We start from the raw sequence: 22,768 nt of genomic DNA on the forward strand, positions 1-22,768 counted from the left end.
CGCGTGCGGTCCTCCCCCCCCCCCCCCCCCCCCGCCCCGCCCCCCCCCCCCCCCCCCCCCCCCCCGGCCGGCCCCCGCCCCGCGCCCCCCCCCCCCCCCCCCCCCCCCCCGCGGCAGGGGTCGCCTCTCGGGCAGGCCGCCGGCGTGGCTCTCCGGCGGACCGCGATGCCTGCAAGGCTTCCGCTGATGCCGCCCCTGCCCGCCTGCCAGCCCCACCCGTTCATCCGGCCGGCAGGAAGAGACGGGCATCCTCCGGGAGGAGCTGATCGCTGAGCCATGTGGCGAGATGGGCCGGGCCGAGATGACGCAGATCGTCGTTGAAATCGCCGAGCTGCGGCCGCAACACCAGGGCGAGGATCCCGGCCTCGCCTGCGCGCTGGCTGAGACGCTCGATGCCGTGCCGGCCGGCGGCGTCGGCATCGGCCGCGATGTAGAGGCGGCGGCAGCCGGGCGGAAGCCTCAAGCCGGCAAGGTGATTGGCCGAGGTGGCGGCGGCCACCGGCAGCACCGGCATCACCGCCTTAAGCGACGCCATCGTCTCGAACCCCTCGCCCGCGGCCATGACCGGGACGGGCGCACCGGGCTGGTGGCCTAGCCAGATGCCGTTGCCAAGGAGATCCCCCAGCGAGCGGCGTGGATCCGCGAGTTGCGCCTTGCCGACCTTGCCGCTCGGGTCGAGCCCAGGGGAGAGGTAAGTGCGTTGCAGGCCGGTGATCTGCCCGTCGAGGCTGGTCACAGCGGCAATCAGCGCAGGAAGAGTCTGCGTCTCGCCCGTCACGAGATCCCGGTAGTAGCAGCCGGGATGGAAGCGCAGCGCGCGCTCATGCGTGGAGAGCAGAATGCCGCGACTGGCGAGGTATCGTTCGGCCAGCGTGCCGGCGATTGGCTGCGACATGGCGCACAGACGCCGCGCGGCGTCGGGAGAGCCGCGTTTCGCGGCTGGCTGGCGGCCAGGGAGCTGGGGCGGTGGCAGCGGCATGGAGAGGAAGCGACGCGCTTCATCCGCGATGTCACGGAACTCGACGAGGCCGCAACTTTCGCGGATGACATCGAGCAGATCGCCAAATTCGGAGGTCGCCTCATCGACCCACTTACCCGCAGGGCCCTTGGTACTGGTCTTGAGCCGAACATGCATGGAGCGGCCGGTCGTGTTGCGGGCATCACCGACCATCCAATAATTGCCGGAGCGATGCCCGTTGGAGAGATATTCGCGGCACACGGCCTCGGCGTGTTCGCCAAGGCGGCGTGCCAGCTCGGATGCCGAGCCGGACATGACCGCCTCCCCCTCAAGCCGCTGCTGTACGGTCGGTGACGCCAACCAGCTTATGGCCGTCGATAAGCGTGGCGAGGATGGCGGACCCTAGCGCGGTCGTCGGGATGAACAGCCGCAGCTTCCAGGAGATGATCTCGGAGATCAGTCCCAGCGCCTTCAGCCGAGGGACCATCGCGTCGGTGAAGCCGATCAATTCGACACGATAGTCGTTCATGACCCGACTGCGGCGCAGAATCAGGCCGTCGGCAAGCTGCAACCCGATCCGCCCCTCGATCAAGCCGGTCCATGCCTCGTCCGGAGCGAGGGTCGGAACATGGTCGACCCCGAGATTGCGCAACATGGTCGCGACCAGCGTCGGCGCGATGTGGCGGCCGATGATGCGTTCGCCGGCATCGGTCTGCATACGATAGACTCGACAGTCGTCGTCCGGCAGCCGACGCCAGATCGGCAGCAGCAGACCCGTCATGATGTGGAAAGTGCTGGTGGTGAACTCCGGGACGGCGTCGATTTCTGCCTGCCAAAGCTCGCAGAACAGTTTCCGGTCGGCCGGCTGCCAGTGTGTTTCGGCAAGGGCGTCGAGACCGAAGCGCAGCTCGTCCGTCGGCCGCAGCAAGCGCATGCGGTGCTCTATCGCGCCGTCATCGAGCATCAGGCTCGCGGTCGGCAGCTGTATTGCCGCGCGGCTCGAACGTGTGTTGACCAGCAGAACCGATTGGGGCTCCGCATTGGCAATGGCCAGCGCGTCGACCAGCCCGAGCGGCCGGATGCGGTCCTTGCGCGCGACGGTGAGCACGTGCGACTGCGCGCCGGAGACCGGATGGGTATAGACGGTCCTACGATCAGTGACGACGATGCTCTCCGCCGTGATCGTCTCCAGACCCTTGTCATAATTGCCGGCGGCGATGGCGCCTTCGATCTTTGCTGCCATCAGTTGCTCGAACACCTCGAACAGCAGGTTCTGGGTTTCGATGCGCAACGCCAGCAGGCGATTGAGCCAGGTCGTGATTGGCGGCAGCTCGTCCCGCAATCCGCCGTCGTCACTCGTCAGCGACAGCCCGGTCACCGTCTCGAAGGTCGTGAGCGAGCAGCCCTCGATCTTGCCCTGGTGCAGCAGATGATAGAACTGCCGCAGCGCCGCTCGGGCGTAGGCGCTTTCGAGATTGTCTTCGGCACGGAACAGCCCTGCCCCGCCGGTCTGGCGCTGACCGCGCGTGATTGCGCCCAGCGTGTCGAGCCGGCGTGCGATCGTCGACAGGAAGCGCTTGCCGGCCTTTACATTGGCGGCCATGGGCCGGAACAGCGGCGGTTGCTTCTGATTTGTGCGATGGGTCCGTCCGAGACCCTGGATGGCGTTGTCGGCGCGCCAGCCGGCTTCGAGCAGATAGTGCTTGCGCAGCCTCTGGTTCCTGACCCCGAGATCAGCGTGGTAGGAGCGGCCAGTGCCGCCGGCGTCGGAGAAGACTAGAACGCGCTTGTCGTCATCCATGAAACTCTGGGTCTCGGCCAGATTGGCCGAGCCAGGACGGTTTTCCACGGCCAGCCGATCGATACGGTCGCGGCCGGATTTTTTGACGATGCGGCGCGAGCGGCCGGTCACCTCGGCAACCGTGTCGGTGCCAAAGTGATGGATGATCTGGTCAAGGGCACTGCCGACCGGCGGCAACGACGCAAGCCGCTCGACCATCTTGTCGCGCCGCCGAACTGCCTCGCGGCACTGGACCGGGTTGCCATCTTCGTCGTGCACAGGCCGCGAATAGAGGTTCCCTTCGGCGTCCGAGTATTCCTCGAACAACTGGATGGGGAAGGAATGCATCAAGTACCCGCCGACATACTCGCGCGGCGTGACGTCGACATGCAGGTCCGACCATTCCTCGGTTGGGATCTCGGCAAGCCGCCGTTCCATCAGCGCCTCGCCGGTGGAGACGATCTGCACGACCGCCGAATGTCCGTCGGCGAGGTCCTGCTCGATCGCGCCAGTCAGCGTTGGCGTCATCATCGAGGTGATCAAATGCGAGAAAAAACGCTGCTTGGTGCTCTCGAAGGCCGAGCGCGCCGCCGATTTTGCGTTGCGGTTCAGCGTGCCGGTCTCGCTGGTGATGTTGGTCGCCTCGAGTGCGGCGCTCAGGTTGTTGTGAATGACCTGGAAGGCGTCCGCATAGGCGTTGTAGATGCGGATCTGCTCCTCGGTCAGCGCGTGCTCGAGCAGGTCGTATTCGACACCGTCATAGGAGAGCGAACGCGCCGTATAGAGGCCGAGCGACTTGAGATCGCGGGCGAGCACTTCCATCGCCGCGACACCGCCGTCCTCGATCGCCGCGACGAACTCGGCACGGTTGGCGAATGGAAAATCCTCGCTGCCCCAGATGCCGAGACGTTGCGCATAGGCGAGGTTCTCGACGGCGGTCGCGCCAGTGGCCGAGACATAGACGATGCGGGCGTCGGGCAGTGCATGCTGGAGCCGCAGGCCCGCCTTGCCTTGTTGCGAGGGCGCGACGTCGCCACGCTCGCTTCTGCCGCCAGCGGCATTGGCCATGGCGTGGGCCTCGTCGAAGACGATGACGCCATCGAAAGATTTTTTGGCCCCCGACGGGTTTTCTCCAATCCCTGTCTGGCTTTCTTTAATCCCCGTCGGGCTTTCGGCCCTTCCCGTGTCTTGTCCAACCCAGTCGAGGATCTGGGCGATCCGGGATTTCTTGCCCTCCCGTTCCTGCGAGCGCAGGGTTGCGTAGGTCGTGAACAGGATGCCCTCGGCAAGGCGGATCGGCGTGTCCTGCCGATAGCGCGACAGCGGCTGCACGAGAAGTTTTTCCTGGCCAAGTGCTGCCCAATCGCGCTGGGCGTCTTCCAGCAATTTGTCCGACTTGGAAATCCAGATCGCACGGCGGCGGCCCTGCAGCCAATTGTCGAGGATGATGCCAGCGACCTGCCGTCCCTTGCCGCAGCCGGTTCCGTCACCCAAAAACCATCCACGGCGGAAGCGCACCGCGTTCGCAGCACCTTCTGGCGCGGCCGAGACGACATCGCAGGTCTCGTCAACCGTCCAGGCGCCGGTGAGATGGCCGGAATGGGCTTCGCCGGCATAGATGACGCTTTCGAGCTGGCCGTCCGACAGCAGGCCCTCGTCGATGATCGCATCAGGAAGAAGCGGCCGATAGGAAGGTTTTGGTGGCGCGACGGCGGCCATTGCGGCCGACTGTACGAGCGGCGTCGGATGCGGTTTGGCGCGGGGAATATCGATCGACTGAAGCGCGTAGGGTTCGTAGATTGAATCGGTGAGCCGGCCGCCCTCCTCCGGCATCCAGTCGCGCAATTCGTAGGCAAGGGGAATAGCCGGCGTGCTGTTTGCCATGACCTGGCGAGCGGGCTTCGCTCGCGCAATCGGACGGACCGATTGCATTGCCTTTGGAGCAGCCGTTGAGACAGCGAGGGGTGCGGCTCTCCGCGATCGGGCAGCCATCTGCATGGCGGCATTGCGCAGGATGCCGCTGGACAATGCACCGATCGAATCCGGGAATCCACCCAAAGTCCGGGGCGGCAGATCGGAGATCCAGGAGAGCAGGCTTTCGACATCCTTGGCCTTGCCGGGCGACCGGATGAAGCCGGTCGGGTCGGTGGCCGGTACCTTGTCGATAATTGTCAGGCGGGTCTCAGTGGTGGTGCCATGGCGGGCATAGACACGGCCGTCGATCGCTGCGGTGAAGACAATGGTGCCCTGCTGCTGCAACCGTTCGAAGGCCGGCCGCCATTTGGGGTTTTCTGGAGACAGCCCGGTGCCGGTGATGGCGACCAGGCGCCCGCCCGAACGCAGGCGTGCGAATGCGGAGGAGAGGTGCCGCCATGCCGCATCGGCGACATGGCCGTCGACATAGGCGCCGACGGTGAAGGGCGGATTCATCAAGACGACGGACGGCTTGATCGCAGGATCGAGATGATCGTCGATATGGGCGGCATCGTGCCGAGAGACGGGCATGCGCGCAAACAGCAGGCCGAGGAGATCGGCCCGCGTCGCGGCAAGCTCGTTGAGGGCGATCGAGGCGCGCGCCATCTCGGCATGGACGGCGAGCAGACCGGTGCCGGCCGAGGGTTCGAGAACGAGATCGCAAGATGCGATCGACGCGGCGTGCGCTGTGACGAAGGCCAGCGGCAAGGGCGTGGAGAGCTGCTGCATGGCCTGGCTCTCGTCGGACCGTCGCGTATGGGTGGGAAGAAGTTCGGCGATGCGCTTGATCATCGCCAGCGTTGCCTGCGGCGTGGTGGACCGGGACAGGATCGCAAGGCCGAACCGGCGCAGAAACAGCACCTGGGCGGTTTCGAGCGCCTCATAGGCGTCTTTCCAGACCCAGAACCCTTGCGCATCGCTGCCGCCAAAACTTGTCGTCATGGTGGTGCGCAGTGCGGCGGCGGTGACAGGCTTGCCCTGCTCGAGGAACGGCACAAGCCGCATTGCCGCCTGATAGATCGCCTGGGCGGTGTCGATGGCGTCTTGTGCCGGCGCGGCGAGGGAAGCGGCCGTACATGCGACGGTTGAGGTGGTCGAAACAATGTTCATGGAGATGTCCTTTGCGAGAGGGAGTGGCGCCCGCGCCGGCACTCTCTCCGCGCCAGCCGGGCCGCACTCCTTCCGGCTCCCCTTTGCCTCTGGCGCGATGCACCAAACGGGTTGCGCTCTGCGCAAAGCCATGACTTGAATGCGCGGACAGGGATGCGGCGGCGACCTGGAGCTGCGGAGGTGATGCGACGGTTCAGAATTGGCAGTGAGGTCTACGAGGAGGGAGCGCCTGACCTGCAGGCGGCGCTGGCGAACGCCTATGCCCGCACCGAGCGTCCGCTATGCCTGTGCCGCGAGCCGGGCTGCCCGATGTACATCGCCCGCATCGGCGACCTTCACCTGATCAAGCGCATGCCGCTCAGCGGCGGCGGGCATGATCCATCCTGTGATTCACATGAATCGCCTTACGAGCTGTCCGGCCTGGGCGCCTTGATGGGCAGCGCGATACAGCTCGATCCGCAAAGCGGCTTGGCGGCTTTGAAACTCGATTTCAGCCTGTCGAAGACGGGGAGCCGGGCAGCGTCCGCGCCTGCTGGCGAGAGCTCCGCCAGTGTAACCGGAGACCCCAGGAGGATGTCGCTGCGTGGCCTCCTCCATTATCTGTGGCACGAGGCCGAATTGACGGTCTGGACATCCCGATGGGCCGGCAAGCGACATTGGTGGAATGTCCGCTGGCATCTGCTCGAGGCTGCCGGGCAAATGACGGTGAGGGGCGGGCCGCTCGCGGATATCCTGTTTGTGCCCGAGCCGTTTCGCGCCGAGAACAGGCAAGCGATCGAACATCGTCGCAACGCGGTTCTCGGCATGGCGCTACCGCCGAAATCCGGCCCACGAAAGCTACTGGTTCTGGTCGGCGAGGTGAAGGAAATCATGCCCGCCAGATCGGGTCAGAAACTCGTCATCAGACATTTGCCCGGTTTTCCCTTCATGATCGACGATGCATTGCACCGCCGCTTGCAGGGGCGCTTCGAGAAAGAATTGTCGCTGTGGGAAGCGGATTCCAGCTCACATCTGATAGTGATCGCGACCTTCGGATTGAACCCGGCCGGCCTCGCCATTGTCGAGGAGGTCGCGTTGATGGTGGTATCCGAGAACTGGATTCCTTACGAGACGGTTCCGGAGAAGCGGCTCGTCGACGCGCTCGCCCGCCTTCACGAGAAGAGTGTGAAGGGATTGCGCTACGACCTGCAAACCGACCAGCCGATCGCCAACGCTTTGCTCCAGGACAGGCAGCAGCCGATCGCGCTCTTTGTCGTCCCCGCCGGTGCGGACGAAACATTCGAGGCTTCGTTGCAGGATATGGTCGCGAACCGGCCGGAGATGGGTGCGTGGACCTGGCGGGTCGGTGACGGGGAGATGCCGGCCCTTCCATAGGCTGGGAACGACATCTCAGATTTCCATCAATGCCGTGAATCGATTGGCGGCCATCGATTCAGACAATGCGTTGGACAAGGATCCCCGTTGTCTTGGACCATGACGGTATGATGAGGGGTGACCAGCGATCGTCTTTTTCGGTGACCATGCTGTGGGTTTGCGAAGATCCGCGCGTAAGCACAGTGGGCGCCTGATCGTTGTCAGCGTTGAACTCGGCATGCCATTCGAGCTGTGTCCGAACCCCGCGTTGCATCGGCGAGCGAGACGCTGGAGAGTTGGCTTTCGCATCGGCGTCCGTCCAGGGCGGCACCGCGGTCGATGGTTGCGTTGGGTGGACGATAGGCCTTGGCCAGCGTAGATGTGACCCGGTCCCGCTACGGACCGATTCCCATCCGAAGGTGGTGCAATAAATGAAGCGGCAGAGCCGACCCTTCATCGTCGAGGTGAAGAAGAAGCGTGGCGAATCCGCGCGGCAGCGTTCGATCTGGGGAAATCTCGATCTCGCTGCGATCGACGCGGAAACGGCGCGGAAGCTGACGAAGATCAAGTCGGATGTTAGCTGTTATGGCGAGTCAGCCGGCGGGTCGCGGCGTTCTTCGATAATCGCCCTGGCCTTCTCGACTGCCGCGATCGCCTTCGGCAGCCAGCGCTCGAACTCTACTTTGGAAAGGCCCATCGGCTGGGATGGTTCTGGGTCGCGGAGGTTGGGACGGTCGGGCACGGCTGAGGACGAAGACCTCGTCCGTGTTGGCCTCGAACAGCATCAGGATGCGGTCGCCGATGGCGACACATTCGTTGATCCAGCGACGATCGGAATCGCGGTACCTTGTAGTTCGATCGGGCGGCACATAGACAATCGTGAAGTGTGACAGCGTCTCGCCCGTCGGCGCCGCATAGAAGTGCTCTTCCACCTCGATGACGACCCCGCCGGTGCTGTAGTAGGTGGCGACCGTGTCGCCGGGACGTACGAGATCGGCGACCGTTAGCGCTCCTGGGGGCGTGCGCCCGGTATTGGCGGCGATCTGGGGCACCGAGGCTTGCGGTGTAGGTCGAGTACGCCATAGGTGTCCTTGCCGGCCCCTGGCGGGTGTTTACGGGGGTCCGCATCGTTGTCTCCTCCCCTCCTGGCGCCTCGTGCGCGAGTTGCCGGCAAGCGGCTGTCGATCTCGTCGTCCGACAGGTCTTCGAGCAGTTTCAGGATCGTTCGTGGCCACCGTTGTTGACGAGAACGACGCGTTTGCCACGGTGGTCCGCGGGCCAGGTGTGGGGATTGATCTCGCCGGCGATCCCCCTGAAGTCGGGATGCGTCGCGTTCCAGATCGCCTCGAGCTTTTCCGCGCGGGTCATGCTGTCGCTCGCGCCGGTCTCGTGGGCGATGATTGCGGCGCGCATCTTGTCCGGGGATTGCCGATCCGTGAGGTCGCAAAAGCCATGAAACCAGCGCTCGCGTCCGCGGATGCGGATCGCGAAGAATACGCTGGTCACATTGCCGGTCTTATACTCCGACATTCCGAACATGCCGGTGCGCATGAAGAGCGGCGGCAGCAAATCGAGCATGAAGTGATATTCTGACGCGGCGATCTCGAACCACTCGCCTGAATAGGGAGTGCCGGAAAGCGGATCGATGCCGGGAGTGTCTTTGTGTCGGCTGAACAGTTGGATCATCTGCTCGCGGGTGGCGACGCCGTCGAGCACCTTCCTGAATGGTGGATGTGCGGTCATGGGGTTCTCCTGAACGCGGGTCGGCCACGCGCGGCATCACCGCGCCATGGCAACTGCTTGGTGTGTTGTGGCTGGCGACGGGCCGAGTCTGCGGCCGGCGCGTGCATCGGCGATGATGGGGTTTGCAGGGATTCAGGCGGCGCGTCGCTCGGAGGAACACGAAGCGTCTCGACCAATCCCAGTGATGGCACGGACGGCGGCGGCGAGGGCCGGGATGTCGTCAAGCATGCCGAGCGCAACGAAGTGGTTGGCCCCGCCGACATAATCCTTGCGGCCCTTGCAGGTGCGGATCAGGATGCCGTGACCTGAGGACAAACCGAACTGGCCGACCTGGATGTAGGCGCGGTCGTGGTGCAGGGTAATCTCACCGGAAACCGCTATGCCCGCCTTGTTGGAGCGCAGGTCAAAGCAGCCCGAGGGCAGGTTTAGTTCGGCGGCGAGTTTCTTCAGCCGTGAATGGGCTATCGTGTGGAAGCGTCTCTTGTGCTGCTCGTCATAGGAGCAGCTTCTGTTCCAGTCGAACATGTCGATCTCCATGAAATGGAACAGGCCCGCGATCGCTCGCGCGATCCCGGGCCCGTTCGTCAGGGTGGTTCTATGCGGTGAAGTGATCAGGCGGCCGTGCGGCCCTCGATGATGTCGGCGCCGACCTCATCGGCCGAGACTTCCTCGAGATAGGCCCGACGATACTGGTTGTTAGCGAGCCAGCGTTCGGCAGCCTCGCGATCCTTGGCGAGATAGAGCAGTTCCGGGCTGTCCCCGAGTTCCTGCAGGACGCGGACCATGCCGATCATGGGACGCTCGACGACCTCGAATCGCAGGTCGGTCTCGACGGACCAGGTGCGCCTTACCGAGACGATGATGATGCCGCCCTGCCAGAAATCGCCCTCATGCAGGGTGAAGTAAGCCGGCGAGCTATAGGTCGCGCGCTCGCGCGGCGGTTCCTTCCTGACCAAACGGCCGACGCCGTTGCGGCTCTCCCAAGCGGCGAGCTTTTTGGTGAAGCGAGCCGGCGGTTTCGCGGTGCCGGAGCGGTACCGGATAACGCTCCCCAGAGGAGCGGATTCGTACACGATATGTGCGGACATGCGGGTTTCTCCATGTCGGAAAACGAAAAGGGCCCGGCGGGAGTGCCGGCCCGGTGCGAGCGTGAGGCCGATTATTCGGCGGCCTGGAGGTGGTCCGCCTCGTCGCCGTCGATGGTCACCGGCTCATCGGAGGACGGATCCGCGTCGTCGGCGAGGAAGGCCGGCAGCTCGGCGGCATCGCCGTCGAGAGCCGCCTCGTGCGACATGTCGCCGGCGACCGCGTCGCCAGCATCGGTAGCCGCTTCATCGACCTCAAGGCGCAGCGGCTCGGGCAGCCAGTTCGATCCTTCGAGAAGACGGGCGGCTTCACGGGCCATGATGTCCTTCTTCATGTGGTCGATCAGCTGCGCGGAGTCTGCGCCACGGGCTTCACGGACAGCCTGTAGAATCCGCGCCTTGGTGAGCCGCCCGAGGAACTCGACCGTAGGCGTCCACCCGGCGTCGACCATGTCGAACTGGAGCGAGCGGCCAAGCACGTCTGCATGCTCGAGCGCCTTCGGTCGCCTGTTCCAGGGTTCGACCACCGCATTGAGGGTCAGCGAGACGCAGTGCGCGAACAGCGCCTTGCGGCTTGCTTCGTCGAGGCCGAGAAGGAAGTCCCACAGGCCATCCGCCTCATCGGGCAGATCGCGATCCCACGCTTCGTGGCGCTCGGCGATCTCCTTGGCCCACGGCGTTTCGGCAAGTCCGTCGACCTGGCTGAAGCTGCCGCTCTTCAGACTGATCTCCAGGCACGTGTCCGGCGCGAAGCGATAGAAGACCTGCAGGACGCAGGCATGGAGTGCGGCGGCGAAGGCGATGTCGACGTCGCCGGCGAGCGCATTGCGCAGCGCCAGGGTCCGCTGCGCGGTCAGGTCGAAGAGGAGCCGATCGGGCAGCGGCTTGATGCCGTCGTCGTCGCCGTCGTCACTAGCGCTATCGTTCACCGACTTGCCGTTGACGACAACACCATCGCCATCGTCGTTGCCATTGGATCGGGTTCCGCCGACGGCGCCCCTTTCCTCGCCCTCATCGACCTCGCCGGTTTCGGTCCGCGGCTCGTCCTCGGACCGCACGAAACCGGCGTCGACCTGGAGCTTGCCGTCCGCGGCAAGCGTCACGAAAACACCGGCAATGGCCTTCTGGGCGGGATCGTAGCTTTGAGGACGATCATCGATCGCATCGAGCTCGGCACCCAACTGGTCGAGCTTCGCCTCGATTGCTTCATCGGCATCCTCGGCCCGGGCATAGTCCGCATCCAGCTTGTCGTATTCGGCCTTCAGCGCGTCATAGCGTTCGATCTCCTCGGCGCTGAGCTCCTGCGGCTCGGCATAGATGCGCCGCATACCGGAGGTATGGCCGTAGGGAAAGCTGATCGCCGCCTCGACCCATTTCCAGCCTTCGGCGCGGATCGCCTCGGCATCCATCTTCAGCCTGTCGAAAACGAGCTGCTCGAGGAGCGCCGCATCCTGGTACCAGCCGCCGGAGTCCTGTTCGAACAGGTCGCGCAGGATGACACCGCCAGCCGCCTCATAGGCCCCGGTGCCGACATAGACGGCACGGCGATCGTCGGCCCGGACCGTCGTCTCCGTCAGCAGGCGCCTGATGTAGTAGGGCTCCTGCGTGTGCGAGCCGGATATCCGTTCCCAGACCTGCTCCTGGCGCGCGTGATCGTCCGAGATCGAAAACGCCATGATCTGTTCGAGCCGGATTTCGTCCTTCTCGTAAAGATCGAGCAGCCTCAGTGACACCGATGCCAGCCGTAGGCGCTGCCTCACCGTCGCCGGCGATACGAAGAAGCGGGCGCCAATCTCCTCCGGATCGAGGCCCTGATCGCTGAGGGCCTTGAAGGCCCGGAACTGGTCGAGAGGGTGCAGGTCGGCGCGCCGCAGGTTTTCAGCAAGCGAGTCCTCTTCGGCCGAGGTCTCCTGCCTGCGGTTGACGATGCAGGGGATCGGCTCGTTCTTGGCCAGGCGCTTTTGCTTGATGAGGATGCCGAGCGCCAGATAGCGACGACCGCCGGCCGGCACCTCAAACGTGCCGGTCTCCTCGCCCTCGCCGTCGAGCATCGGACGGACGTTCAGGCTCTGGATCAGCTTTCGCCGTCCGATGTCTTCGGCCAACTGCTCGATTGACACGCCGTCCTTGATGCGCCGAACATTTTTCTGCGACAGCATTAGCTTGTCATAGGGAATGTTCTCCGCGGCGTTCATCGCGATCTTCTGAATGGCGTTCTTTGCCATGGTCAGGTTCTCCATGACGGACGGTCCGGGGCCTCTCTCCGAACCTCCAAGCCCGTCAGGAAACCTCCCCTCCCCCCTCTGCCTCCCGTCGGGCGTCTGGCACGGACGCCGCCGGCTGCCGCAAAGCTTCGCTGGACTGCGGAAGGCAGAATGACTATATATCTTCCACGAATGTGGAAGGATTATTGTCATGCCGGGGTTTAGCAGCGAAGTGCTCACCGCCAATGAGGCGGCGGCGGTAACGCAGGTGCCGCTCAAGCAGGTGCATCGCATCATCGATGCAGGATTGCTGCGCGGCCGTGTCGAGACGCGCCGCGGCAGCCGCGTCATCGTCGGAGCGGGTCTCGTCGGCCTACGCCTCGCCTGGCTGACGGCGGAGACGCTGACGCCGGCCGCGCGGCGGCGGATCGTCGAGCACGCCATTGCCGATGATGCTACGCCCGTGGTCGCGGACGATCCCCTTAAGGTCGACCTGAAGCCGATCACCGCCGGGGTAAGGGCCGGCCTCAGCCGGCTGAGGAAAGCAAAGGCCATGGTGGCGCGCGATCCAGCGGTACTTAGCGGTCAGCCGGCCTTTGTGGGAACACGCGTGCTTGTTCATGACGTTGCCGACATGCTCGCCAACGGCGACACGGCCGACGCGATCCGTGCCGCCTATCCGCAACTGACTCTCGACCAGATCGGGCTCGCGGCCGACTATGCGCTCGCCTACCCGCGGCGTGGCCGTCCGCCGGTCAAGCCGGCGTGGCGCAGCACGGCGGCGAAATCGAAACGCACAATCCGTCTCGACGATCTGCCGGCCGTTTCGTGAAATTCCTGATCGACGAATGCCTGAGCCCAGAGCTTGCGAAACTGGCGCGCGAACGGGGTTTCCCCGAGTCGAGCCATGTGCGCTGGCTGGGCCTCGCCGGCGCCAAGGACCATATGGTGACCCGGCGCGCGGTCGATGACGGCTATGTGCTCGTCACGCACAACACGACCGACTTTCGCGGCCTCTATCGCCGCGAGGAGCTGCATGTCGGGCTCGTCGCCTTCAACACCGCCCCTGGCCTGATGAGCCTCGATCTCCAGCGCAGGCTCTTCCTTCTCGCCCTTTCCGAGCTTGGTGGAGGGGAGGCATGGAACGAAGTGCTGGAGATTACGGTGGATGTCGAGCGTACCGTCACCATCGAACGGTTCAACCTGCCCGACTGACGGACCTCCGCGTTCGTTTCCTGCAATCGGGCTGCGAGAAGCCGCCGCTCGCACAACGAAAAAGCCCGCCGCGGGAGGAGGTGCGGCGGGCTTGATTTGGACGACAGCATTCGGGAGGAATAAATGCCGTCCCTGATCGCCGAGGTCGGGAGGAGGTGACCCGGACGAAACTTGATACCGACAACCTACTCCCTTCCACGCTCCCGAGAAGCATTAATTGTGCATAGCAGCATTGCGATTTTGTGCAGCGCACACCTAGACCTGATAGATGTGTTTGCCAGACCTGCAGCGCAGGCCGTGTGCTGCGCGCCGCAGCGATGCACATGTTCGAAACTGGCGGCATCAGCAGCCAGCCCGGTGACGTTATCTACTCCCGCCGCGCGCAGCATTGCAGTATCATGCTGCCAGATCGAGAAGCTTCTTGGCCTTGCCCTCCATCTCCAGGCGAACATCCTGATGCGGCTTGTCGCGCGCCACCCGTGTAATGCCCTGCACGAAGTCGAAAATCGAGGCGGGCGGGTGCCCTTCCTCCGAAAGCACGGCATCGATGATCTTCGTCGTATCCGCCTTGGAGAAGCCGCGCTTGCGCAGGAAGCTCTGGCGATCTTCGTCGTCCCGAGCGACGACACGCTCCCGCGAAGCCTTGATGCCATTGACGAACGGCATGGGCGAGGAATCGGCAAACTGGATCAACGCCGGCTCGGCTTCCAAGGCAAAACGCGAGGCGGCATATTTGGAATGCCGGATAATGATTTCCTGGAAATCCTGCACGCCCCAGAGGCAACGATTCTGGCACACTGCACGTAGATAGAAGCTGGCGATTCCAAGCGTGCGGGCGCCGACCTCCGAGTTCCAGCAATAAAACCCCCTGAAAAAGACGTCGGGCGAGCCATCGGGCAGCTTGCCGGCTTCGATCGGATTCAGGTCGTCGACGAGGAAGACAAAGACATCACGGTCGGACGCATAGAGCGTCGTCGTGGCATTGGAAATGTCGACATTCGGATTGTAGATTCCCGTTGACCAGTCGAGCACGCCAGGAATCTTCCAGCGGGTGTCGCCGGTACCGTTGCCGGCGATTTTTTGGACGGCCGCGATCAGCTCTTCATCGAAAATCCTGCCATAGTCCGGACCTGTAACCGCTCGCAGCTCGAGGCGTCCGTTCTCGATTTCCAGGCCGGGAGACTCTCTCCCGGACCTTCACCCGCCACCGCAGCCCACCCACGCTCTTCCTCTGTCGGCATCCGCGCGCCACCAGAAGCGTCGGCATTGCGGAAGCGGCCGCGTTAGGGGCCGACACCAAGCACCGCCAGATCCGGCGCCTCGTCAACGTCCGCGAAGGCGGCGAAGCATGGCCTCCCCAGGATTTCGGTCTGACGCGGATCGATGAACTGGATGCGCCCCGAATATCCGGCGCTGACGACGGACTGGGCCAGCCGCAAGCCGAATGAGCCTTCCCTGCCGGACATCCCGGCAACCACCATGGAGCGGGCGTCCAGCATCGGTGCCAGACGGTGCTGTCCAAGTAGACCCGCGCGCGTTGTGGTTACCGCGTCCATGGCTACTTCCCCTTGAACTCGGAATTGCGCTTTTCCGAAAAGGCGACGGGACCTTCGTTGAAGTCATCGGAGCGGAGCATGCGCTCGTAGTGCTGTAAGCCGCTTTTGCCCACCCATGCCTTGTGGCTTGCCTCATGCGCCGCCTCGACCGAGAGGTGTGCGGTGGCCCGAATGAATTGAAGGTCCGGTCATGATCGTTACCATGGACCGTCCACGACGGATGCCATCGATACGGCCGTCAGCACGATGGTGACACGGATGTCCTGAGGCACGGCACTCCCTTTCTCCCGCAGCCGGAGGCTGGCGCTTCATTAAACGAGCTCATTCTGGCGGCTTGACCGCCGCACCAGGTTTTGTTGTGATTACCCCACTGTAAGGGCAACCCAAAGGAAGCATGCCAGGGTTGATGACAAGACGTGGTTCGACTGGAAGCAATGGTTCCAGCACTTCGGGGTAAACGTGTCGGAAGGGGCTGCCGGGTCCTGTGTTCGACAACCACCTCATGATGAGGCAGGCTGCCTTGGCTGGCAGCGGAATAGCGTTGGGTTGGATTGGCACGGCGAGCGAACAGGTACGCCGCGGCCAACCGGTTGAGCTCCTGCCTGGGGAAGATCAACGCCCCGGTAACGTCTATCTTGTTTCGCTCAAAGAAACGCCGTGGAACAAAGCTGCCGCGCTTTTTGCAAACTGGCTCATGTCCATGCCTGGTCCGGCTTTCGATCCAGTTAGACATTCCACGACACGGAACAATGCGACCGTAGGACTTGAGAAGTTCTAGTTATCGCCCAACGGCAAACGCTGAAAAGTCGAAGGTATTCACATAATCGCGGAATGCGGCCTGCGCCTTGGACTGGTTCTTCAGGTTGGGAAAGATCAGCATCATTTCATAGGGTGGAATTTCCCAGCCCGGGAGCAACTCCACAAGGCGGCCGACCGCCACGGACGGCTGGCACACGTAAGCGGGAAGGAGTGCGACCCCGCCGCCCGCGATGCAGGATTGCAGCAGGAACCCCATAGAATCCGAGGTCGCAGCCGGCGGAGGCCGCAGGACGATCGGTCTGTCGTCTGACGAGAACACCCATTCGCGCTGCGCATCATGCACCAGGCAGCGGCGATGCAGGAGATCGGTCGGTTCCCGAAGAGGACTGCCAGCCGCCAGATAGGCTGGAGCGGCGACGAGAACCCGTTTAATCGAGGAGACACGCCGCACGATCAGGTCCTGACCTGTGGTCGTGCCAACGCGAGAAGCGAAATCAACCCGCTCGCGGATGACGTCGAGATGCCGGTTTGTGGCGATCAGTTCGACGGCGATGCGGGGAAACTGCGTGGTAAATCCGTGCAGGAAGGTCGGCATGAAATAGGTGGCAGTTACCTCTGGGCAGGTGATCTTCAGCGTCCCGACAGGCTGTTCCTTCAGGTTGGTCATCGCCATGTCCGCGGCCGAGACCTCAGCGCGAACGCGGCGGCAGTATTCGAGATAGACCTGGCCGCTGCCGGTGAGGCTTACGTGCCGGGTGGAGCGATTGAGAAGCCGCAGCCCCAGACGTGCTTCAAGCTGGGCGATGCGCTGGCTGACGGTAGATTTGGGCATCCCGATCCGCCCCCCGGCGCGAGTAAAGCTGCCCGTTTCGGCGACTTCGGCCAGAAGGATCATGTCGTCCACGCTGTACAAAGCGACGCATCCTGTCTCGTGTCGTTGCTCATTGTACAATAACACGGACAAAATTTCCGTATGATCGGAATTGTTGGAACGTTCTTGGCTCGGTAGCCTCGGCACCCGAAGCAGGGAACGCGAAAAATGTCGATCAGTCAGACGGCCCCCAAGGCGGACACGGTGGGCATCCCCATTGCGGCGATGGTTTTCACGGACCTGACGCTTTCCATCGCGGATGCGATCATCAAGGTCACGATCTCGGACATGCCGCTGTCGCAGTTCATTTTCCTGCGGTCCTGCGTCACGCTGCCCTTGTTGATCTCGATCCTGAAATGGCGCTTTCCGCAGGTGTCGTTGCGCCCAGCCTATCCTGGCTGGGCCATCGTGCGAAGCAGCCTGCTTCTGTCGAGCCTGCTGATCTATTACGCTTCGCTACCGCGCCTCGATTTCTCGATGGCGGCGGCGGTCTATTACACGATCCCGCTGTTCATTACCCTTTTTGCGGCCTTCTGGATCAGGGAACCTGTCGGGGTGCAAGGTTGGGTCGGAGTCGCCCTCGGCTTCATCGGTGTGCTGCTCATGCAGAAGCCGCAGGCCGGCGACCTTGGCATCCATGCCGTGATGCCGCTGGTTTCTGCAATTCTCTACGCTCTGGCGATGGTGCTGACGCGCACCAAGAGCCGTGGCGAAAACCCCTTCGTTTTGGCGCTGATCTTCAACCTGATAGCGATCGTTCTCGGGGGCAGCGCTAGCTTGGCGACCGTGATGGCAGGGAGCGAGGGTGGACAAAGCCTGTTCATGGGCGCGTGGATTCCAATGGGCTGGACCCAATGCGCGCTGATCGGGCTTTTGAGCATGACGATGCTGATCGGCAGCGTCGGCACGGCCATCGCCTACCAGTTGGGACCATCCTCGATCATCTCGACTTGGGACTTTTCATATCTAGCCTTCGCAGTGCTATGGGGCGTCGTGCTGTTCTCGGAACGTCTGGATGCGGCTTCCATGCTCGGTATCATTCTCATCGCACTGGCCGGGATTATCGTCATCCGGCGTTAGCGGCGATATATTGGAGCACCGAGTCCGGATGATGGCTTCGGGCTCTTTGCTACTGTCGCAAAACTGCTTGACCTTCGCACGCTGCAAAAGTCTGCGATTCAATTTTGCCAAACTTGGGAAATTGAGACATTCGGCATCAGGAGATGACAACGATCTCCCTTGAGACAGGTTGAGCGTGACGATTTGGAAAGACCCGTGGGGGGAAGACGTTCGGCCCCGCGTACGTTCGACGACTGCGCAGGAAGCGGCCAATGATGTTTAGCACCTGGCCGAAACCCTCATCACCATCGCCGGCAGAGTAACATCAGTTGGGTCGAACGGTAGCCCGGATTCCGGTCGGCCACAATGAGGTCCGGCTTCGTGTCGAACAGGCTTCGATACAGCCCCAACGCCTGCCTCCACGCGTTCTGGTTCTTCAGCTCGTCGAGGTCGCCGAGATGCTGCGACAGCAGCGCGTTGCCGTCGCCCGCCAGGCAGAACGCGGCCTTTAGATCGCCGCCCGCAGCCAGCGCCCTGACCGGGCCATCGAAGCCCGCCGGCAGCGCCAGCGGCTCCGGCGCGAAGCCGCGCGCGCCGCAACACCGAAATGCCGTGCCCGTCGAATCGCACCACGCTGTCGTCGAGCCGGTTGACAATCTCGCAGTCGTGCATCAGCCAGAAGTCGGCGATCCCGGCAAGCTCCTGCCGCGCCTCGTCATTGTCCGTGCATTGCGGCTCGCCCGAGCGATTGCCGGAGGTCATCACCACCGGACCGTCCAGCGCCCGCAGCAAGAGATGATGCAACGGCGTGTAGGGCAGCATGAAACCGAGCCGCTCGTGCTGCGGCGCCACGCCCGCCGCAACGCCGCAGCTGTCACGGCGCTTCACCAGCACGATCGGCGCCGCTCGGTTCCGGCACTGGCCGGCTTGTCGTCGTGTCGATCGCTTCTGTCAGCGAGCGGAAACCGGCGCTGGTGGCTTCGATCCGCTCCATGATCGTGAGAACGTCCTTGAGTGAGCGAGACAGACGGTCGAGCTTCCAGACGACGACAGTGTCGCTCTCCCTCAAATGATCAAGCATCCTGTGCAATTCCGGCCGCTCCCAGCGACCGCCGGAGGCCTCCTCCTTGAGGATACGCTTGCACCCGGCATCGGCGAGCGCCCTGGCCTGCGCCGTGTTCGACTGGTCGTCGCCTCTGCTCACGCGGGCGTAGCCGATCAGCACTCTGGTTCCTTTCGCAAACGGTCGTTTATGGAAGGCCGAGGGTGTCCACGAGAATACAGGTGCGGAGCCTTTCACAATCCTCTTTCCATTATGGCGCCGTAAGGCAAGCGGTTTGTGAAGGGATGAACGATGCCGGGATATCGATGACGAAGACGCAGCGGGAGAAGCTTCCGGTGGAGCGTGACAAGGCGTGGGCGTGCATTGTACCGTTCGGGAGGAATCGACCATGCGAAAGCTCTTGCCCGGCCGGGAGCGAAGATTTAGCGCTCCTCGCGCAGCAACTTTGAACAACGCAGACGTTCCTTCGCGTCGCGAGAGGGGAGAGTACCTGCCGGCCCAAATTGACCAAAGTTTTCAAGGGCCGGATTGACGACATTTCCATCGTATCCGAAGCCCCCGATCTCGGAACGCTTTTCCATAAACTTTTGGAAAAGCGACCAATCCCCCTGCTTGAGCGCTTGTCTCGTTCCGGACCATCCCCACGAGCCAGAGAGCCATATATGGTCCACCAGCCCCTGGCGCTTCATGTGGTGTCCGACCGTGCCCGATCCGTAAACGCCAACGAGATAACGGCCAGCCAACGCATTCCGCACACTCCTGAAGTAGGGTGCTATTCGTGCAAGATGCTGTGGTGTGTGGTAGTCCCAATCGACTGCAAAATAGATTCCGGAGCCTTCGGGCTGTCCCAACGCGGCGGCCAGATCAAGCGCACGACCGGAGTCTCGCTCTCCAGCCGCACCATGCAAGTCTCTGATATTGCCGCCCGCGCCACCCCGCTGCTCGAAGGCCACAGCTACCGATATTCCAGCACCATGAAGGGCGGCGAGTTCCTCCCCTGTCAGACATTTTGAGGGAAATGGTGTACTATTCCGATGGTTGTAGTACCGGATTACTGTATTGACGCCAGATTCTGCCAAGCACACAGCAAAATCGCCGACGTTCTGCGGGACGTCGATAATATCGTGCATAGTCCGTCTCCCCGAAGGCCGAAATTGTATGGAAATGCGCAGTTTATACGGTCACCTCGCCCTCCCACGCTATTTCTTCGCGCAGCCTTTTGATGTCATTTCCCGCAGCCACCAACGCGGCGCAGACGCAATCAGCTATTCCTCTGTTTGCCCTTGGGTCTATTGCAGAATGTCGCTACGTCTCTGACTATGGGACCGCCGGCTGGAGAACAAGCGCAGGTAGTACGGTGAGTCGCTCGGCGAGCTGAAACGGCCGAAAACCTGCGCGATAGTGGATTGCGTTTGCTCGTTTGACAGGTTCAGCGATGCGGAGAGCAATATCGAGGTGATGGCGAGACTGTCAGCGCTTCCAACTTCGACCACGGCAAGGCAGGTTAAAGATAGACGGACTTCCGCGGAGTCGGATTGATCTAGGACGAGGCAATTGAACGCCGTCGGTTCGCCGTGTTTGCTCAGATAGCTACGGATTGCCTTTGCCAGACCGACGCCAGCTTCATTGCCGTCGGCGGCATTCGCGCAAATTGACGCAAAGGCACTGGGCAATTCCGCCACGTCCATCGTGCGGTTTAGCGTTCTTGAAGTCGTGGCGGTTTCCACCTTGTTCGGTACCATTTGCGCGGCATTCTGCCATGCTCGAGAATCCAGAGTCCGGGTTTGGTCTTCGAATAGTTTCTGGACCATGGCAGAGCAAATCCTCTCCGCCTCGAGCGGTTGGCTGCTCTGCGGGCCGATCACCAGGAAAAGGCCCGCAGCTGTTTTTGCGAATGGGTTCATGTCTGCTTCCCTATGGAAGCGGGACCGGAGTTCGCCGGCACCGGGGGCGCGACAGAGCATCGGTAGTTCGCAAGGGCTTACCGGACCGCTCTATCGCATCCATGATGCGGGCGACGTTCGTCCAAATCCACGCTATTGGTTGGGTGCGCTGCTTTCGCGATCAAAGGCCTGACGATCAGACCTGCGGCTTGATGTCTTGTTGCGGCGTCGAGCCACCGTTGAAAAAGTTCTTGGCCTTCTTGAACTGGTCGGTGGAGTTCTTATTCACAAGCTCCTGGAAGTTTTCGTGATCGGGGCCGCCTTTGCGGATCCGACGGGTCTGAACAAGATTGGTGACCTCGGCATAGTCCATGTCGACGCGGACGTAGTGGGTCGACGAACAAGAGGATTTCAGCTCGAGGAAGTGCTCTTTGAACTCGATCTGCCGCAGAACGATTGCTCCGTAGTCGTAATATCCGCCTGCCCCATTATCGAGAAGGTAGCTCTGGTAGGTGCATGTCAGCGCCTTGTATCGCTGCGCCTTGCCGTTTGCACTGAAGGTGAGATTCCCCATTTCTGTAAGGAAGGACTGGAAATCCAGCAGCAACGATGCCCCGTCGGTAATGATCGCCTTGGCAATCAGCGAGAGGAAAGTAGCTGAGACCGACGTCCCGGCCACCTTTTTTGAAAAACTCTTCAGTTTTTGCCTGCCCATAGAGAGATCTGGAATGTTGCCAACAACATCGGTCCATGTGTTGATATCAAGCTTCTGTGCATCGATGTTCGCATAATGGGTATGCATGTAGTCGTTAATAATTCCTCCTATTGCCAGTAGATTGTCCTGATTCTCATTGAGGGTGCCGCTGTACGTCGGATCGTCGGTTTTTTGGCCGATGAGGTGAAACTGCACTGTCCCTTGAGCGTTGGCGATCGTGTCGTCACTGGGGGGCGCAGCATCTAACTGGGCCAAAACAAGGGGCTTGGCGTAGAAAAATGCGGACGCCGCCTCATAGTGTTCTTTGGAATAGCGCTGTTCATGCTCTTGAACATTCACTGAAAATGCGTTCGACATGCTTTATCCTCCTGCTGTGAGACATGAGCGTTGGTCGAGAGCTTAAGGTGCCCAAAGCGCGGAAACGCCTCGGAGATGAGATGATCTTTGCGTGCCCGCGTCGCCTTATACCAATTCGCTCCGGCCCCCACCTTTGCGTTAGACAGGCTTTTCTCTGCGCCGTATCATTTTGCGATAGCGCAGTGGCGAGAGGCCATGAAACGCCTTGAAGGCTGTGGAGAAGTTGTTGCTGTTCTCGTAGCTGAAGGATTCGGCGACCTTGGCGATGCTTTCATGCCCGTTACGCAACCGGTCAGCAGCCTCCGTCATCCGGTAGCGCCGTAGCCAAGTCATTGGCCCGCAGCCAAACGATGTCTCGAAACGGGTGGTGAGCGTTGTCCTGTTGGTCCCTACCATTCGCGCCAATTCGACGCGGGTGATCTGCTGATCGACCCGCTGCGCCAGCAGACTGCATGAATTCTGAACGATCGGATCGGCTGAGAAGAAAGGCGGGGTAGAACGCTGCGCGAACTGAACGATGCAGGCGGTAAGTCTGCGCAGAACTTCCTGCTCGGTGAGCGGCCACAACAGGTAATCGGAATACCCGTTGGAGAAGACCGCTTGTCGATCCAGGCTCTCTTCCAGAACCAGAGCCAGTTTGACAGGTTCGGGCGAGAGCTTCGCACGCCCGTGCTTGTCGTGAATCGGTTCGCGACAATCGACGATGACGATCTGCGCGGAGCGCCCTGCCCGCAATAAACGGTGATCAAGGATATCGATCTGCCTCAGAGAACTCGCGATTAGTGCCAAGGACTTGCATGCTTCGGGGTCCGAGCCAAGATATGCTGCCAGCATGCAGGCACCTCACAGACACCATGGGAAGCTGGCCTGTGGAAGGCTTGGCGCGGCCGAATGGCGGTCGAAGAGAGGCGGTTTTTGGCCTGTATATAGATGGCTGGGCGTATGATACCTTCTCGTCTGGCCCTGTTGCCTCGCTTCAAATTGTCGAAACCGGCACGGTTTCAATGCGCTGGCACAGCAGAGCCAGCTTCCCCTCCCAACGGGCGAGCAGGGCAATAAACTTTTTCCGTCATATCCTGACGA

General features: G+C 62.3%; 19 protein-coding genes and 2 pseudogenes. 4 read left to right on the top strand and 17 right to left on the bottom strand.

The window, feature by feature from the left end; translation table 11 throughout:
* Positions 1-220: 220 nt before the first annotated feature.
* Together NKH90_RS30365 and NKH90_RS30370 are read right to left on the bottom strand one after the other, a co-directional pair.
* Positions 221-1,273: a DUF7146 domain-containing protein gene (locus NKH90_RS30365; RefSeq protein WP_352451756.1), complete on the bottom strand. Its 1,053-nt coding sequence runs from the start codon at positions 1,271-1,273 to the stop codon at positions 221-223.
* Between the two features lie 13 nt (positions 1,274-1,286).
* Complete coding sequence (locus NKH90_RS30370; protein WP_352822839.1) at positions 1,287-5,822, bottom strand: strawberry notch-like NTP hydrolase domain-containing protein; 4,536 nt, start codon at positions 5,820-5,822, stop codon at positions 1,287-1,289.
* A 183-nt stretch (positions 5,823-6,005) separates the two neighbouring features.
* Here NKH90_RS30370 and NKH90_RS30375 point away from each other — a divergent pair, with 183 nt between their 5' ends.
* On the top strand, positions 6,006-7,196 hold the full coding sequence (locus tag NKH90_RS30375; RefSeq protein WP_352822842.1) for a DUF1173 domain-containing protein: 1,191 nt from the start codon (positions 6,006-6,008) through the stop codon (positions 7,194-7,196).
* A gap of 572 nt (positions 7,197-7,768) precedes the next feature.
* On the opposite strand, the gene NKH90_RS30380 is transcribed toward NKH90_RS30375, so the two are convergent.
* From NKH90_RS30380 to NKH90_RS30400, 5 genes are all read right to left on the bottom strand, one after another.
* On the bottom strand, positions 7,769-8,227 hold the full coding sequence (locus NKH90_RS30380; protein WP_352451760.1) for a hypothetical protein: 459 nt from the start codon (positions 8,225-8,227) through the stop codon (positions 7,769-7,771).
* A gap of 163 nt (positions 8,228-8,390) precedes the next feature.
* Positions 8,391-8,891: a DUF1419 domain-containing protein gene (locus NKH90_RS30385; protein ID WP_352451761.1), complete on the bottom strand. Its 501-nt coding sequence runs from the start codon at positions 8,889-8,891 to the stop codon at positions 8,391-8,393.
* Positions 8,892-9,050: 159 nt separating this feature from the next.
* Positions 9,051-9,443 (bottom strand): hypothetical protein, encoded by a 393-nt coding sequence (locus NKH90_RS30390; RefSeq protein ID WP_352451762.1) that lies wholly within the window; start codon positions 9,441-9,443, stop codon positions 9,051-9,053.
* Positions 9,444-9,529: 86 nt separating this feature from the next.
* On the bottom strand, positions 9,530-10,006 hold the full coding sequence (locus tag NKH90_RS30395; protein WP_352451763.1) for a UCP036055 family protein: 477 nt from the start codon (positions 10,004-10,006) through the stop codon (positions 9,530-9,532).
* Between the two features lie 71 nt (positions 10,007-10,077).
* Positions 10,078-12,228, bottom strand: coding sequence for a ParB/RepB/Spo0J family partition protein (locus NKH90_RS30400; protein ID WP_352451764.1), 2,151 nt, complete (start codon positions 12,226-12,228; stop codon positions 10,078-10,080).
* A gap of 190 nt (positions 12,229-12,418) precedes the next feature.
* On the opposite strand from NKH90_RS30400, the gene NKH90_RS30405 reads away from it, so the two are divergent.
* Both NKH90_RS30405 and NKH90_RS30410 read left to right on the top strand, forming a co-directional pair.
* Positions 12,419-13,039 (top strand): DUF433 domain-containing protein, encoded by a 621-nt coding sequence (locus NKH90_RS30405; RefSeq protein ID WP_352451765.1) that lies wholly within the window; start codon positions 12,419-12,421, stop codon positions 13,037-13,039.
* Complete coding sequence (locus tag NKH90_RS30410) at positions 13,036-13,422, top strand: DUF5615 family PIN-like protein (RefSeq protein WP_352451766.1); 387 nt, start codon at positions 13,036-13,038, stop codon at positions 13,420-13,422. The genes NKH90_RS30405 and NKH90_RS30410 overlap by 4 nt, the downstream gene beginning before the upstream one ends.
* Positions 13,423-13,818: 396 nt before the next feature.
* Here the strand turns inward: NKH90_RS30410 and NKH90_RS30415 are convergent.
* The 3 genes and pseudogenes from NKH90_RS30415 to NKH90_RS30425 form a co-directional block, all read right to left on the bottom strand.
* Positions 13,819-14,595: pseudogene (locus NKH90_RS30415) on the bottom strand (DUF932 domain-containing protein); the annotation flags it as partial.
* Positions 14,596-14,705: 110 nt separating this feature from the next.
* Entirely contained in the window at positions 14,706-14,978 is a 273-nt protein-coding gene (locus NKH90_RS30420) for a CoA-binding protein (protein ID WP_352451768.1), read from the bottom strand.
* A 778-nt stretch (positions 14,979-15,756) separates the two neighbouring features.
* Entirely contained in the window at positions 15,757-16,641 is an 885-nt protein-coding gene (locus tag NKH90_RS30425) for a LysR family transcriptional regulator (protein ID WP_352822855.1), read from the bottom strand.
* Between the two features lie 135 nt (positions 16,642-16,776).
* Here NKH90_RS30425 and NKH90_RS30430 point away from each other — a divergent pair, with 135 nt between their 5' ends.
* On the top strand, positions 16,777-17,688 hold the full coding sequence (locus NKH90_RS30430) for a DMT family transporter (RefSeq protein WP_352451769.1): 912 nt from the start codon (positions 16,777-16,779) through the stop codon (positions 17,686-17,688).
* Between the two features lie 281 nt (positions 17,689-17,969).
* Here the strand turns inward: NKH90_RS30430 and NKH90_RS30435 are convergent, their stop codons facing one another.
* From NKH90_RS30435 to NKH90_RS30465, 7 genes and pseudogenes are all read right to left on the bottom strand, one after another.
* Positions 17,970-18,323 (bottom strand): hypothetical protein, encoded by a 354-nt coding sequence (locus NKH90_RS30435; protein WP_352451770.1) that lies wholly within the window; start codon positions 18,321-18,323, stop codon positions 17,970-17,972.
* A pseudogene (locus NKH90_RS30440) lies at positions 18,316-18,561 on the bottom strand (Sua5/YciO/YrdC/YwlC family protein); the annotation flags it as partial. The pseudogene NKH90_RS30440 and the gene NKH90_RS30435, both read right to left, overlap by 8 nt.
* Entirely contained in the window at positions 18,542-18,892 is a 351-nt protein-coding gene (locus NKH90_RS30445; protein WP_023722460.1) for a recombinase family protein, read from the bottom strand. The pseudogene NKH90_RS30440 and the gene NKH90_RS30445, both read right to left, overlap by 20 nt.
* 260 nt (positions 18,893-19,152) lie before the next feature.
* Positions 19,153-19,860: a DUF1906 domain-containing protein gene (locus NKH90_RS30450; RefSeq protein ID WP_352451771.1), complete on the bottom strand. Its 708-nt coding sequence runs from the start codon at positions 19,858-19,860 to the stop codon at positions 19,153-19,155.
* Between the two features lie 159 nt (positions 19,861-20,019).
* Positions 20,020-20,634 carry a glutamate acetyltransferase gene (locus NKH90_RS30455; RefSeq protein WP_352451772.1) on the bottom strand — a complete coding sequence of 205 codons (615 nt, stop codon included), beginning with the start codon at positions 20,632-20,634 and terminating at the stop codon, positions 20,020-20,022.
* A gap of 175 nt (positions 20,635-20,809) precedes the next feature.
* Positions 20,810-21,685, bottom strand: a complete 876-nt coding sequence (locus NKH90_RS30460) for an Evf family palmitoylated virulence factor (protein ID WP_352451773.1) — start codon at positions 21,683-21,685, stop codon at positions 20,810-20,812.
* A 138-nt stretch (positions 21,686-21,823) separates the two neighbouring features.
* Positions 21,824-22,519 carry a helix-turn-helix domain-containing protein gene (locus tag NKH90_RS30465; RefSeq protein ID WP_352451774.1) on the bottom strand — a complete coding sequence of 232 codons (696 nt, stop codon included), beginning with the start codon at positions 22,517-22,519 and terminating at the stop codon, positions 21,824-21,826.
* Positions 22,520-22,768 lie beyond the last annotated feature (249 nt).

This window comes from Mesorhizobium sp. M0898 (genome assembly GCF_040319695.1).
GTDB lineage: Bacteria > Pseudomonadota > Alphaproteobacteria > Rhizobiales > Rhizobiaceae > Mesorhizobium.

Excerpts from the sequence above, each read along its gene's own strand:
- NKH90_RS30455 (WP_352451772.1), bottom strand. The coding sequence starts at position 20,634 with ATGAACCCATTCGCAAAAACAGCTGCGGGCCTTTTCCTGGTGATCGGC.
- NKH90_RS30400 (WP_352451764.1), bottom strand. The coding sequence starts at position 12,228 with ATGGCAAAGAACGCCATTCAGAAGATCGCGATGAACGCCGCGGAGAAC.
- NKH90_RS30420 (WP_352451768.1), bottom strand. The coding sequence starts at position 14,978 with ATGGACGCGGTAACCACAACGCGCGCGGGTCTACTTGGACAGCACCGT.
- NKH90_RS30405 (WP_352451765.1), top strand. The coding sequence starts at position 12,419 with ATGCCGGGGTTTAGCAGCGAAGTGCTCACCGCCAATGAGGCGGCGGCG.
- NKH90_RS30450 (WP_352451771.1), bottom strand. The coding sequence starts at position 19,860 with ATGCACGATATTATCGACGTCCCGCAGAACGTCGGCGATTTTGCTGTG.
- NKH90_RS30370 (WP_352822839.1), bottom strand. The coding sequence starts at position 5,822 with ATGAACATTGTTTCGACCACCTCAACCGTCGCATGTACGGCCGCTTCC.
- NKH90_RS30365 (WP_352451756.1), bottom strand. The coding sequence starts at position 1,273 with ATGTCCGGCTCGGCATCCGAGCTGGCACGCCGCCTTGGCGAACACGCC.
- NKH90_RS30375 (WP_352822842.1), top strand. The coding sequence starts at position 6,006 with ATGCGACGGTTCAGAATTGGCAGTGAGGTCTACGAGGAGGGAGCGCCT.
- NKH90_RS30430 (WP_352451769.1), top strand. The coding sequence starts at position 16,777 with ATGTCGATCAGTCAGACGGCCCCCAAGGCGGACACGGTGGGCATCCCC.
- NKH90_RS30390 (WP_352451762.1), bottom strand. The coding sequence starts at position 9,443 with ATGTTCGACTGGAACAGAAGCTGCTCCTATGACGAGCAGCACAAGAGA.
- NKH90_RS30465 (WP_352451774.1), bottom strand. The coding sequence starts at position 22,519 with ATGCTGGCAGCATATCTTGGCTCGGACCCCGAAGCATGCAAGTCCTTG.
- NKH90_RS30460 (WP_352451773.1), bottom strand. The coding sequence starts at position 21,685 with ATGTCGAACGCATTTTCAGTGAATGTTCAAGAGCATGAACAGCGCTAT.
- NKH90_RS30395 (WP_352451763.1), bottom strand. The coding sequence starts at position 10,006 with ATGTCCGCACATATCGTGTACGAATCCGCTCCTCTGGGGAGCGTTATC.